This is a genomic window from Pseudomonas sp. R28(2017), from assembly GCF_002112505.1.
Taxonomy (GTDB): domain Bacteria; phylum Pseudomonadota; class Gammaproteobacteria; order Pseudomonadales; family Pseudomonadaceae; genus Aquipseudomonas.
In genome coordinates, this window is record NZ_NEHW01000007.1 from 123305 (window position 1) to 135082 (window position 11778).

Annotated in this window: 14 protein-coding genes; 9 read left to right on the forward strand and 5 right to left on the reverse strand. The window is 59.8% G+C overall.

Annotation, left to right across the window (positions count from 1 at the left end; all coding sequences use genetic code 11):
* Positions 1-47 precede the first annotated feature (47 nt).
* Both msrA and CAF78_RS14150 read left to right on the forward strand, forming a co-directional pair.
* Positions 48-716, forward strand: a complete 669-nt coding sequence (msrA, locus tag CAF78_RS14145) for a peptide-methionine (S)-S-oxide reductase MsrA (protein WP_085676292.1) — start codon at positions 48-50, stop codon at positions 714-716.
* 3 nt (positions 717-719) lie between these two features.
* Entirely contained in the window at positions 720-1343 is a 624-nt protein-coding gene (locus CAF78_RS14150; protein ID WP_085676293.1) for a glutathione S-transferase, read from the forward strand.
* Positions 1344-1456: 113 nt separating this feature from the next.
* Here CAF78_RS14150 and CAF78_RS14155 read toward each other — a convergent pair whose 3' ends face one another.
* Positions 1457-1960, reverse strand: a complete 504-nt coding sequence (locus CAF78_RS14155; RefSeq protein ID WP_085676294.1) for an ATP-dependent zinc protease — start codon at positions 1958-1960, stop codon at positions 1457-1459.
* Between the two features lie 182 nt (positions 1961-2142).
* On the opposite strand from CAF78_RS14155, the gene CAF78_RS14160 reads away from it, so the two are divergent.
* Positions 2143-3030 carry an acyltransferase gene (locus tag CAF78_RS14160; RefSeq protein ID WP_085676295.1) on the forward strand — a complete coding sequence of 296 codons (888 nt, stop codon included), beginning with the start codon at positions 2143-2145 and terminating at the stop codon, positions 3028-3030.
* Positions 3031-3275: 245 nt separating this feature from the next.
* Positions 3276-4625, forward strand: a complete 1350-nt coding sequence (locus CAF78_RS14165; RefSeq protein WP_085676296.1) for an APC family permease — start codon at positions 3276-3278, stop codon at positions 4623-4625.
* A gap of 105 nt (positions 4626-4730) precedes the next feature.
* Here CAF78_RS14165 and CAF78_RS14175 read toward each other — a convergent pair whose 3' ends face one another.
* Complete coding sequence (locus CAF78_RS14175) at positions 4731-5306, reverse strand: DUF2780 domain-containing protein (protein ID WP_085676297.1); 576 nt, start codon at positions 5304-5306, stop codon at positions 4731-4733.
* Positions 5307-5525: 219 nt separating this feature from the next.
* On the opposite strand from CAF78_RS14175, the gene CAF78_RS14180 reads away from it, so the two are divergent.
* The 5 genes from CAF78_RS14180 (at position 5526) to CAF78_RS14200 (ending at position 8706) form a co-directional block, all read left to right on the forward strand.
* Positions 5526-6473 carry an RHS repeat-associated core domain-containing protein gene (locus tag CAF78_RS14180; protein WP_158090046.1) on the forward strand — a complete coding sequence of 316 codons (948 nt, stop codon included), beginning with the start codon at positions 5526-5528 and terminating at the stop codon, positions 6471-6473.
* 370 nt (positions 6474-6843) lie between these two features.
* The gene (locus CAF78_RS14185) at positions 6844-7086 is read left to right on the forward strand and encodes a hypothetical protein (RefSeq protein WP_085676299.1); all 243 of its coding nucleotides are present in this window, start codon (positions 6844-6846) and stop codon (positions 7084-7086) included.
* A 139-nt stretch (positions 7087-7225) separates the two neighbouring features.
* Complete coding sequence (locus CAF78_RS14190; protein WP_085676441.1) at positions 7226-7489, forward strand: DUF3077 domain-containing protein; 264 nt, start codon at positions 7226-7228, stop codon at positions 7487-7489.
* A gap of 140 nt (positions 7490-7629) precedes the next feature.
* Positions 7630-8175: an RHS repeat-associated core domain-containing protein gene (locus CAF78_RS29040; protein WP_085676300.1), complete on the forward strand. Its 546-nt coding sequence runs from the start codon at positions 7630-7632 to the stop codon at positions 8173-8175.
* A 303-nt stretch (positions 8176-8478) separates the two neighbouring features.
* Positions 8479-8706 carry a hypothetical protein gene (locus CAF78_RS14200; protein ID WP_085676301.1) on the forward strand — a complete coding sequence of 76 codons (228 nt, stop codon included), beginning with the start codon at positions 8479-8481 and terminating at the stop codon, positions 8704-8706.
* A gap of 42 nt (positions 8707-8748) precedes the next feature.
* Here the strand turns inward: CAF78_RS14200 and fdhA are convergent, their stop codons facing one another.
* The 3 genes from fdhA to CAF78_RS14215 all read right to left on the reverse strand — a co-directional run bounded on the left by fdhA (position 8749) and on the right by CAF78_RS14215 (position 11719).
* Entirely contained in the window at positions 8749-9948 is a 1200-nt protein-coding gene (fdhA, locus tag CAF78_RS14205; RefSeq protein WP_060480490.1) for a formaldehyde dehydrogenase, glutathione-independent, read from the reverse strand.
* Between the two features lie 268 nt (positions 9949-10216).
* Positions 10217-11074: a formyltetrahydrofolate deformylase gene (gene purU / locus CAF78_RS14210; protein ID WP_060512211.1), complete on the reverse strand. Its 858-nt coding sequence runs from the start codon at positions 11072-11074 to the stop codon at positions 10217-10219.
* A 12-nt stretch (positions 11075-11086) separates the two neighbouring features.
* Positions 11087-11719: a sarcosine oxidase subunit gamma gene (locus tag CAF78_RS14215; protein WP_085676302.1), complete on the reverse strand. Its 633-nt coding sequence runs from the start codon at positions 11717-11719 to the stop codon at positions 11087-11089.
* Positions 11720-11778: the final 59 nt, after the last annotated feature.

Below are 11778 nucleotides of genomic sequence, written 5' to 3' on the forward strand. Positions count from 1 at the left end.
CGAAGGCCCCAACACCTATCCAACTGAATAGACACAGAGGAACAGCCATGGTCCTGCGCTCGGAAATCCTGGTGAACAAAAACGTCATGCCTACCGCGGAGCAGGCCCTGCCTGGCCGCGAGACGCCCATGCAGCTGCCCGAGTTCCACTACGTATTCGAAGGCACCCCACTGCTCGGCCCGTTCTTCGAAGGCGCCATCGACTTCGCGATCTTCGGCCTGGGCTGCTTCTGGGGCGCCGAGCGCCGCTTCTGGCAGCGTGAAGGCGTGGTCAGCACCGTGGTCGGCTACGCCGGCGGCTTCACCCCGCACCCGACTTACGAAGAAGTCTGCTCGGGCCTGACCGGCCACACCGAAGTGGTGCTGGTGGTGTTCGACAAGGACAAGGTCAGCTACCGCGAGCTGCTGGCGATGTTCTGGGAACTGCACAACCCGACCCAGGGCATGCGCCAGGGCAACGATGTCGGCACCCAGTACCGCTCGGCCATCTACTGCACCAGCCCTGAACAGCTCGAACAGGCAAAGGCCAGCCGTGATGCCTTCCAGGCCGAGCTGAGCAAGGCCGGCTTCGGCGAGATCACCACCGAAATCGACCAGGCACCGACCGTGTATTTCGCCGAGGCCTACCACCAGCAGTACCTGGCCAAGAACCCGAACGGCTACTGCGGCATCGGCGGTACCGGCGTGTGCCTGCCACCCAGCCTGCAGGGCAACTGAACCATGAGCACGATGACCCTGTTCCACTCGCCTTTGTCGCCCTTCGTGCGCAAGGTCATGGTGGTGCTGCACGAGACCGGCCAGCTGCAACGCGTGAGCCTGCAGCCGGTGAACATCAGCCCGGTGAGCGGCGACGAGCAGCTCAACCAGGGCAACCCGATCGGCAAGATCCCGGCCCTGCGCCTGGAAGACGGTACCGTGCTGCACGACAGCCGGGTCATCTGTGAATACCTCGACCTGCAGCATGTCGGCCTGCCGCTGCTGCCACGCGAGGGTTCGGCGCGCTGGCGGCGCATGACCTTGGCCTCCCAGGCCGATGCGATCATGGATGCGGCGGTGTCGAGCCGTTACGAGAGCTTCCTGCGGCCCGAGGAGAAGCGCTGGGATGGCTGGCTCGAAGCGCAATCCGAGAAAATTCGCCGCAGCCTGGCCAACCTTGAGCAGGAGCACCTGGCCGAACTGGCGTCAGGGTTCGATCTGGCGGCCATCGGCGTGGCCTGTGCGCTAGGGTATCTGGACTTGCGTCAGCCTGAGTTCGGCTGGCGGGAACGCCAGCCTGGCTTGGCAGCTTGGTATGCCGAGGTGAGCCAGCGACCGTCGATGGCCGCCACTGCTCCGGTGGCCTGAAGGCCCTCTTCGCGGGCAAGCCCGCTCCCACTGGTACGGCGCACAGCCCTAGACTTGCGCCATACCTGTGGGAGCGGACTTGCCCGCGAAAGGGCCAGTAAAGCCAGCCGAAATCAGCAGTCAGGCTTGCCAGCGGTAAATTTCTTGGCCGGGTTGACCGCCGCCTTGAACTCGCGCAGCGCCTTGGAGCCAATCAGCAACGGGTAGTTGAAGTTGCTGCGGTCCACCAGGTTGACCTCCACGGTCCGCTTCACATCACCCAGGCACAGCTCCAGGTCGACCACCGGCCGCTTGGAGATCTCCGGCGCATCACCCTCGTCCTCTTCATCGGCACGGCCCTTGATCTTGCTGATGCGCGAGACCTTGTGCTCGTATACCTTGCCGTCGGCGTCCTTGGTCGCCAGGCGGAAGCGCACCCATTCCTCACCATCGCGGTTGAACAGCTCGATGTCCTTGGCCGACAGCGACGCGGTGAAGGCACCGGTGTCCATCTTGGCCTTCAGGGTTTCACCGCCCAGTTCCGGCAACTTGATGTTCTCGTAACGGCCATAGAGCGTGGGTTCGGCGGCCATCACCGGCAACGCCAACAGCGACAACAGGGCAAGCAGAGATTTCACAGGCAGGCTTCCTTGAGAAGGGTCAGTGCTTAGACTGCACTGGCAGGATAGGTTCGCTGTCACAAGCCTAAACAACATGTTGTGAAACATTTGTCCCCACCGTCGGGCATTGGACATTTGGCGTAGACCACGGCGCTGCTTATCATTGCGCCCTGCTAATTTCCCACAACAAGAGTTTCCTTATGCGTCGCCTGTTTACCGGCATTCTTACGACCACCCTGCTGCTGCTCAACACCGTGGTGTTGATCTGCCCGCTGCTGGTCTTCGCCCTGCTCAAGCTGGTGCTGCCTGGCCGTGGGCGTGACTATGCCTCGTGGGCGGTGATGTGGGTCGCCGAGACCTGGTCGGAAATCGACAAGGCCATCTTTGCCCTGTGCATCCCCACCCAATGGGACATCCGTGGCGTCGAGAACCTGCGCAAGGACACCTCCTACCTGGCCGTCAGCAACCACCAGACCTGGGTCGACATCCCGGCGCTGATCGAAAGCCTCAACCGCCGCACACCGTTCTTCAAGTTCTTCCTCAAGAAGGAGCTGATCTGGGTACCGCTGCTGGGCCTGGCCTGGTGGGGCCTGGATTACCCGTTCATGAAGCGCTACAGCAAGGCTTTCCTCGAGAAGCACCCGGAGCTCAAGGGCAAGGACCTGGAGATCACCAAGGCCGCCTGCGAGCTGTTCAAGCGCCAGCCGGTGACGGTGGTCAACTACCTCGAAGGCACCCGCTTCACCGAGGCCAAGCACCGCGAACAGCAATCGCCCTATCGCTACCTGCTCAAGCCCAAGGCCGGCGGCGTGGCATTCGTGCTGGCGGCGCTGGGCGAGCAGCTGGACGCGCTGCTGGACGTGACCATCGTCTATCCCGGCAAGCAGGCGCCAGGGTTCTGGGACTTGCTCAATGGCAGCATCAACCGGGTGATTATCGACATTCAGGTGCGTGAGCTGGACCCGGCATTGTGGGATGGCGATTACGAGAATGATCCGGCCTTCCGCCAGACCGTGCAGGCCTGGGTCAACCAGCTGTGGCTGGAGAAGGACCAGCGGATTGCCCAGCTGCGTGCGGAAATAGGCTGAGACCTTTGCCGCCTGCACCGGCCTCTTCGCGGGCACGCCCGCTCCCACAGGGATTGCACAGGTCTTGAGCTTTGCGCAGTACCTGTAGGAGCGGGCGTGCCCGCGAAGAAGCCAGCACAGGACTGCGCATAACCCCGATTAAAACCCAGGCTAATAATTAGAATAAGTAATACTTTTTTGTCATCACCCACCCAAGTGGATAAAAATCGACCAAAGCACAACTACAAAAATGCCTGGATCGATCAATGGCCAACCCACCCAGCTCCAACTCCGCCCAACTGCGCCGTGTTCTCGGCCTCCCCGCCCTGGTGTTCTTCGGCCTGGTATACATGGTCCCGCTGACCATCTTCACCACCTACGGCATCGTCACCGAACTCACCGGTGGCCGCACCGCCGGCGCCTACATGGTCACCCTGGTGGCCATGCTGTTCACCGCCGCATCCTACAGCTTCATGGTCAAGCGCTTCCCGGTCGCGGGCTCGGCGTACTCCTACACCAACATGGCCTTCGGCCCCAACGTCGGCTTCCTGGCCGGCTGGTCGTTGCTGCTGGATTACCTGTTCCTGCCGATGATCAACTACCTGCTGATCGGCCTGTTCCTCAACATCGCCTTCCCGGCCATCCCGGCCTGGTCCATCGCCCTGGCCTCGATCGTGCTGGTGACGGTGCTGAACGTGGTCGGCATCCACTCGGTGGCCAAGACCAGCAACCTGATCGTCGGTGCGCAGATCGTCTTCATCGGGGTGTTCGTCGCGCTGTCGTGCCAGTCGTTGGCCGGCCAGCCGCTGGACCTCTTGTCGCCATTGCTGGGCGACGGCTCCAAGCCTGGATTCGGCGCGATCATGGCCGGTGCGGCCGTGCTGTGCCTGTCGTTCCTCGGCTTCGACGCGGTCTCGACCCTGGCCGAAGAATGCCGCGATGCCCGCCGCGACGTGCCACGGGCGATCATCCTCACCACCCTGTTCGCCGGCGTGCTGTTCACCGTGCTGGCCTATGTCAGCCAGCTGGTGATGCCGGGCACCACCTTCGCCAATGCCGATGCGGCGGCCAACGAGGTGATGCTCAAGGCGGGCGGGCAGTTCCTGGCCAACTTCTTCACCGCCGCGTATGTCGCCGGCAGCCTGGGTTCGGCGCTGGCCTCGCAGGCAGCGGTGTCGCGCATCCTGTTCACCATGGGGCGCGACAACGTGCTGCCACGGCGCAGCTTCGGTTACCTGTCACCGCGCTTCGGTACGCCAGTGTTCGCCATCCTGCTGGTATCAGCGTTCTCGCTGCTAGCGTTGGTGATCGACCTGGCCACCCTCGCTTCGCTGATCAGCTTCGGTGCGCTGGTGGCGTTTTCGGCGGTAAACCTGGCGGTGGTGAAAACTCACCTGATGGACGATGGCGCCCAGCGTAACCTCAAGGGGTTGCTGTGCTACGGCCTGGTGCCGCTGGTGGGGTTGGCACTGACCCTGTGGCTGTGGACCAGCCTATCGGCACTGACCTTGGTAATTGGCCTGTGCTGGTTTGCCTTCGGCTTGGCCTACCTGGCGGTACTGACCGCCGGCTTCCGTCGACCGGTACAGTTAGTAGAGTTTTCTGAATCGGCCTGAACCTGTGGGAGCGGGCTTGCCCGCGAAGCAGGCACCGCGGTGCATGGCACGGGCTTCGCCCGTGTTCGCGGGCAAGCCCGCTCCCACAATGTCCTCCTCCGGCCTTCAGACCGAGGGTTGTGCCAGCGGCGCCGGAGTAGTCCACAAACTCCCCAGATTCTGCAACAACGACCCGGCAATCCCCTGCTGCCCCAGGTACTGCAGAATCAACGGCGCAAACTGCCCGATCATCCCGGTATCCATCCCGAGCGCCTTGAACGCGTTGTCCAGATCGCCACGGTTCTCCACATCGTTGCCCAGCGCCTTGTCCAGGGCCGACTGGCTGCCCTTGTCGTTGCCCAGCAACTCACCCAACCCGCTCAGCCCGCCCAGGGCATTGGCGCCCGACAACAGGTCCAGGCCCGGCACGGCCTTGGTCAGCTGGCCATAGTCGTCGCTGCTCAGGTTGTTGCGCGCCAGCCCCAGCATGGCCCCTGCCCCGCCCACAGCCTGCTCGGGGGTGATGTTCAACTGGCTGCCCAGGGTGTTGAGCAGGTTGGCCTGCCCTTCGGGTGCCTGTACCTGACCTTGTTGCTGCTGGTTCTGCATGGCGGAGACGGCGTTGGCGGCATCGCTGAGGTTGAAGGCGAACACCGGGCTTGAGGCCAGGGTCATCAGGGTTGCCAGGGTGAATGCTTTCATCGGGAGGGACCTCGTTGGCCGGGATGGCCTGGGAAACGACATCTTTGACTAAAAGTATGGAGGTTTGTTCCAAACCGCGTATCGAGACAAGTTCTAAACATCAAGTGGAATGATGGCCCGACCCGTGTACCTATCATTTTTGCCAGTAGCTAATCACTCCACCTCTCACTGATGCTATTGCCGTAGCGACCGACAAACAGCATGCGTAGAGGTGATTTTATGAAAGATCAGTCTCAAACAACATACTTTTTCCATCAAAACGGAAAATTCAATATCGCTAAAGAAGGTCAGCGACATCGTACCGTTCTCAGAGCCGAGGGTGTGCTACTGGCCGAGCAGAATGAATCCGTCACCAGCAATTTAAGCCTATTGTCAACAGACGATAAAAATTCGGTTTTTTCCGTACAAACCGTGCATGAGAATGCACGCTATGCGTTCACTGCCTATGGCCATAATCCTGACTTAATTTCTACCAAGCTTATGCTTGGCTTCAACGGTGAACGGGCAGATGCCTCAACACTATGCTATGTACTCGGTAACGGATACCGACTATTCAGCACGACGCTTATGCGTTTTCACTCTCCCGATAGCCTAAGCCCATTCGGGCTGGGGTGGTTAAATCCCTACAGTTATTGTGTGTGCGACCCAATTAATAATATCGACCCCAGTGGTCACGCATCCATATTTCAACGCTTCGGCTTAAAATTCTGGAAACCAAGACGTACATCAATTCAAAAGCACGACTCAACACTAGAAAAACTAAAAAACACCATTTCTGAACTCCTAACCCAAAAAAACCATGCATACACAGGGAAAGAAGAATCCGTTAGCGACGGATATTTTTTTACTGGAAATAAGAAAGAAGATGGAATAGGACTGAGATACATCAAAAACAATCCAAAAATCAAGAAACTTGAGGACAGACGTGCGCACCTAACAACCAAGTTAGAGCGCCGCGCAGAGCAAGCAGGCATAGAATTTTCCCCACCGACCTTTCAATCCGAACAGAAGATAACCGACAATTACAAATCCTATAGCTTAGCTCTCGGATACATAAAGCAAGAACCACTGCCAGTAAGGATGAAGGCTACTCGGAAAGGCGGATTTATGGGAAGAACATATGCTGAACAAATGGCGCCCCCACTTCAAAGTGTAAACATAGGCTAATCAAGACAACAGAGCCCCTTCAAGGGGCTCTGTTCGACTACATTCCGCTGGACTCTAAGCACACCAGCTGCCCAATTTTCCGTTTTTTCCGCTTACCTGTAGGACATTTCTGAATTACAGTCCCAAGCCGCTTAAGCCATTGCGATGATCTGGGCTGGGCTCTAGTCTCGGGCGGTCGCTGCGAAATCAGCGACCGGCTTTGACAGGCCGCCTTGGTATGAATCACATGGCTTCGCCTTTATGGCAGCTGTGCATGGGGCACTTCGTGTGCGCCGGGTTTTGGTTCACCTACCGGTCTGTCAACCCATGTACAGCTGCCACCAATTGTTTGACAGCAGATGGTGATGGCCCTCATTCAAGGTGTTCCATCATGCTTAAGATTGTCCCCGATCCACCCCACACCTCCCATTCCCTCGAAGACACCCTCATCCAGGCCACGGACTACGCGCTATGCGCACAAACCGTCGCGCATCAGGCGATTCTGCTGCAGCCCAAGTCACCGGCCTCGATTCTGATCATGGCCACGATGCATGAGCTCGAAACGCTGCGGTTACTGCTTGAGACAGCGTTGATCCAGGTGCAGATGCCGGTGGAGCCGCGAACGCTGCATTGAAGGCTTGAGATTTGTGTTGGCTGGGCTGGCTCTTCGCGGCTGAAGCCGCTCCTACAGGGATCGCACAAGGCTTGTAGGAGCGGCTTCAGCCGCGATAGGGCCGGGCCTGGCAGTCGAGAAACTTCAGGGAGATTGAATGATGTCCAGCGACGACACCAGGACCACCGTAGGCAAGACCTTTTTCTACCAAGGTGAAGGCCACACCCACCCGCTGTTCTGCATTGCCCCGGGCATTCCCTGCCAGAATGCTCGTGAACAGGCTTCGGAACTCATGGGGTATGTACGCGATTTGACCATCGACGGCCTGATGGACAACAAGCCGCAGTTGCTTTGGGCTTCACATTATCTGAGCGCGTTGGCCAAGGCGCTGATGGATGATGCCGAGTTGGGGATGATGCGCTGAGCCTTGTGCCGGCCTCATCGGCGCGAGGTCGGCATACTGACATTTCTGTCAGTAGTCGTACCCTATAGATTTCCAGATACTGGAGCCGGGGACGCCCAGCCGGTTTCCCACCCTCCTCCATAGACGAAAACAAATAACGTATGGATGAAATCAGTATCTACAATTACTCACCCTACGGTCAGTCGACAGCGCTCGCTCTGCCAAACGTAGCCATCGCTTTCAATGGGCAGTATAGGGATCCGTTCACCCGGGCGTATTTGCTGGGCTTGGGATATCGAACCTACAGCCCGGCGCTGATGCGTTTTCACTCACCCGACAGCTTGAGCCCCTTCTCGTCCGGTGGCCTCAATGCCTATGCGTATGTAGAAAATGACCCCGTTAACTACGAGGATCCTACCGGGCACGTGCGCTTATTCTCGAAGACCAGAGTGTTCCAAGGTAACGGACGCGCCGTCAACGGCGGAAAGATATACTTGGCTAAGCATCCGGAAGACAAAAACCAGCTAGCGATAACGGCTGTGTACCATGGCACCGAAGGTTATTTAACCGGCGAAAGAAATCCTATTTCCCCAGGTGAGTTCATCGAGTCGATCAAAAAAAGGTTGGATTCAACGTTGCGGAGTACGACATACATGTCATCGCCTGCCACAGCGCAGACGCTGGCAACGGCCAGCCTTCGTTTATAGAAGCTGTCTCAACGCTGACGGGGCGCCGCGTCTACGGATATTCAGGAATGGTAAAGACTTCAGAAAAAAGTTACCCCATTTCGGATAAAGACGTATTTTACGACACCGTCATCTTCAAAAAGCTGCCTTCATACAACAGAAACAAAAGAGACCTCAATTATCGCCCCGTTACCGCCACCGCTCAAGCGTCAACAAAGATCCGCCAGCTTTAAACTGTTATTTCTACCAGTATCAAAATCCCTGCAGCTGTGCAGAATTGGCCTCAAGCAGCCTCATTCATCCAGCACGGCAGGGACTTGAATCATGAGCAAAGCATCCAACCGTTCGCTTTTCTTCTACCTGGCCGGCTCGGGCGGTCAACTCAGCCAGCTCGCCACCGTGAAACAAGGCGACGAGTATCGCGTCATCATCCGACATGCCCATCAGCCGCTGGCAGAGGTTAGTACAGACAAAACCCATCCCGGAGGCCCGCTGGCCACCGATGACAAAGGCTCGGTCTTTACGATTCTAAGCCCAGACGAGCAGCCATGAAAAAGCCCCTCGTTACGAGGGGCTCTTCGTTACATCACGGCATCACGCCGCGCCCCACATCTTGTGCGGGTCGATCACGAATTTCTTCGGCACGCCTGCATCGAACTCGCCATACCCTTCCGGCGCCTGATCCAGGTTGATCACCTGCACGCCCACCACTTCGGCAATGTTGATGCGGTCCCACATGATTGCCTGCATCAGCTGGCGGTTGTACTTCATGGTCGGGGTCTGGCCGGTGTGGAAGCTGTGCGACTTGGCCCAGCCCAGGCCAAAGCGGATGCTCAGCGCGCCGATCTTGGCGGCGGCATCCACCGCGCCCGGGTCTTCGGTCACGTAAAGGCCCGGGATACCGATGTTGCCGGCAACACGGGTCACTTGCATCAGCGAGTTCAGCACGGTGGCCGGCGCTTCGTGCTTGGCACCTTCGTGGCCGTGGCCACGGGCTTCGAAGCCAACGGCGTCGACTGCGCAGTCCACTTCCGGCTCGCCGAGGATGTCGACGATCTGCTCGTGCAGCGGGGTGTCCTTGGACAGGTCGACCACTTCGAAGCCCTGGGATTTGGCGTGGGCCAGGCGGGCCGGGTTGAGGTCGCCGACGATCACGCAGGCGGCGCCCAGCAGGCGCGCCGAGGCAGCGGCGGCCAGGCCGACCGGGCCGGCACCGGCGACGTAGACGGTGCTGCCTGGGCCTACACCGGCGGTGACGGCGCCGTGGTAGCCGGTTGGCAGGATGTCGGACAGGCAGGTCAGGTCACGGATCTTCTCCATGGCCTTGTCGCGATCCGGCAGTTTCAGCAGGTTGAAGTCGGCGTACGGCACCAGCACATACTCGGCCTGGCCACCGGTCCAGTCGCCCATGTCGACATAGCCGTAGGCACCGCCGGCACGCGCCGGGTTGACGGTGAGGCAGACACCGGTGTGCATTTCTTTGCACGAGCGGCAGCGGCCGCAGGCGACGTTGAAGGGTACCGACACCAGGTCGCCGATCTTCAGGCGCTCGACGTCACGCCCCATCTCGACGATTTCACCGGTGATTTCGTGGCCCAGGACCAGGCCGACCTGGGCAGTGGTGCGGCCGCGGACCATGTGCTGGTCGGAGCCGCAGATGTTGGTGGAAACCACCTTGAGGATCACGCCGTGCTCGATCTTCTTGCCGCGTGGGTCTTGCATTTTCGGGTAGTCGATCTTCTGCACCTCGACCTTGCCCGCGCCGAGATACACCACTCCACGATTGCCAGACATGCTCTTACCTCGCTTGATTTTTATTTATGCAGCGGTGGTGAACGCGCCGCCATCCATGGGCGGCTTGTGTTACTGGAATGCAGGGAATTGTGGGCCTGATACGGCGCTTTGCACTGACTGGAAACGACAGGGAGATGCCTTTTAACGGCAGGGGAAATTGTGTTGGCCCATTCGCGGGCAAGCCCGCTCCCACAGGAAAAATGCCAGCCATGAAGGCTGCATATAACCTGTGGGAGCGGGCTTGCCCGCGAATGGCCGGTAGAGGCTATTACAGAACGACCGTCCGGTTGGCGTTGAGGAACACCCGCCGCTCGATGTGGTAGCCCACCGCCCGCGCCAGGGTCAGGCACTCGATATCACGCCCTTTGGCGATCAGGTCTTCCGGGTAGTGGCTGTGGTCCACCACCTCGACACCCTGGGCAATGATCGGCCCTTCGTCGAGGTCGTTGTTGATGTAGTGCGCCGTGGCACCGACCATCTTCACACCCTTGTTGTACGCCTGGTGATAAGGCTTGGCGCCCTTGAACCCCGGCAGCAACGAGTGGTGAATGTTGATCGCCCAGCCGTCCAGGCGCCGGCACAGCTCCGGCGACAGCACCTGCATGTAGCGGGCGAGCACCACCAGCTCCGCACCCGTTTCTTCGATCACCTGGATCACCTTGCGCTCTTGCGCCGGCTTGTCCTTGGGGTCGAGGGCGAAGTGGTAGTAGGGAATCTTGTGCCAGTGCGCCAACGGCTCGAGGTCCGGGTGGTTGGAGACCACCGCGACCACGTCCATGGCCAGCTGGCCGATGCGCTGGCGATACAGCAGGTCGTTCAGGCAGTGGTCGGCCTTGGACACCATGATCACCACCTTGGGGCGGTGATTGGGTGCGGTCAGCTCGAAGGCCATGCCGAACGCCTCGCTGCGCTCGGCGAGGCCGGCGCGGAAGCCCGCCTCGTCGAAATCGTCCGGCTGGCGGAACTCCACGCGAATGAAGAAACGCCCCGACAGCCGGTCATCGAAGGAGTGGTGCTCCGTCACGTAGCAGCGCTGCTCGTAGAGGTAACGCGTCACCACGTCGACGGTGCCGAGCATGCTCGGGCAGTCGGCGGTGAGAATCCAGGTATCCGGTGCCCGACTCATGTTCTGCTCTCCTTACGCCTCGATGCTCAGGCCGTACTCGGCCGAAGCGTCCTGCAGCCACAGCCACCAGTAATCGGCGAAGCTGCGGCGGATCACCAGTTCCCAGGTGTCTTCGGCAGTGCGGCGGATCACCAGTTGCGACTTGGCGAACACGGTGCCGACCGCCTTGCCGACCGGGAAGTTGTTCGGGTGTACATCATAGCTGGTGGATTTCATCAGCACTTCGCGCACATTCGGGCCGCGCAGCTCCAGCAGGCTCTGCCCACCGCTGACGTTGACCACCTGGATGTGCTGGCCTTCGAGGGCGGCACGCAGCTTTTGCTCGACCGCCACTTCCTGGCCACCCGGGACGATCAGAAGCCACTCGTCGGGGCCCATCCACTGCAGCGACATCTCGCTGTTGGCGACCACGGTCAGGGCAACCGGCAGCTCCAGGCCCAGGGCCTTGTGCACGCCGGCGGCAAATTCCGGGTTGTGGCCATCGCCACGGATAGTGAGGTGGCCGAGGAATTTCTTCTCACGCAGGGTCACGCCTGCGTTCTTGCGGCCTTTGCCAACCAGGCTGGCCAGGTCGGCGTGGTGCAGTGGCGACTGGGCCTTGGCCTCGGCGCCGGGGTTTTGCTGGAAGACGTTGATAGCGCTCATTTCTTACCTGCCTTGAATTCTGGGTTCGACCATGATGCCTGCCGCAGACGCCAATCCTG

Bases quoted from the DNA above. Each gene is read 5' to 3' on its own strand.
- msrA (WP_085676292.1), top strand. From the start codon at position 48: ATGGTCCTGCGCTCGGAAATCCTGGTGAACAAAAACGTCATGCCTACC.
- CAF78_RS14150 (WP_085676293.1), top strand. From the start codon at position 720: ATGAGCACGATGACCCTGTTCCACTCGCCTTTGTCGCCCTTCGTGCGC.
- CAF78_RS14160 (WP_085676295.1), top strand. From the start codon at position 2,143: ATGCGTCGCCTGTTTACCGGCATTCTTACGACCACCCTGCTGCTGCTC.
- CAF78_RS14165 (WP_085676296.1), top strand. From the start codon at position 3,276: ATGGCCAACCCACCCAGCTCCAACTCCGCCCAACTGCGCCGTGTTCTC.
- CAF78_RS14175 (WP_085676297.1), bottom strand. From the start codon at position 5,306: ATGAAAGCATTCACCCTGGCAACCCTGATGACCCTGGCCTCAAGCCCG.
- CAF78_RS14180 (WP_158090046.1), top strand. From the start codon at position 5,526: ATGAAAGATCAGTCTCAAACAACATACTTTTTCCATCAAAACGGAAAA.
- CAF78_RS14185 (WP_085676299.1), top strand. From the start codon at position 6,844: ATGCTTAAGATTGTCCCCGATCCACCCCACACCTCCCATTCCCTCGAA.
- CAF78_RS14190 (WP_085676441.1), top strand. From the start codon at position 7,226: ATGTCCAGCGACGACACCAGGACCACCGTAGGCAAGACCTTTTTCTAC.
- CAF78_RS29040 (WP_085676300.1), top strand. From the start codon at position 7,630: ATGGATGAAATCAGTATCTACAATTACTCACCCTACGGTCAGTCGACA.
- CAF78_RS14200 (WP_085676301.1), top strand. From the start codon at position 8,479: ATGAGCAAAGCATCCAACCGTTCGCTTTTCTTCTACCTGGCCGGCTCG.
- fdhA (WP_060480490.1), bottom strand. From the start codon at position 9,948: ATGTCTGGCAATCGTGGAGTGGTGTATCTCGGCGCGGGCAAGGTCGAG.
- purU (WP_060512211.1), bottom strand. From the start codon at position 11,074: ATGAGTCGGGCACCGGATACCTGGATTCTCACCGCCGACTGCCCGAGC.
- CAF78_RS14215 (WP_085676302.1), bottom strand. From the start codon at position 11,719: ATGAGCGCTATCAACGTCTTCCAGCAAAACCCCGGCGCCGAGGCCAAG.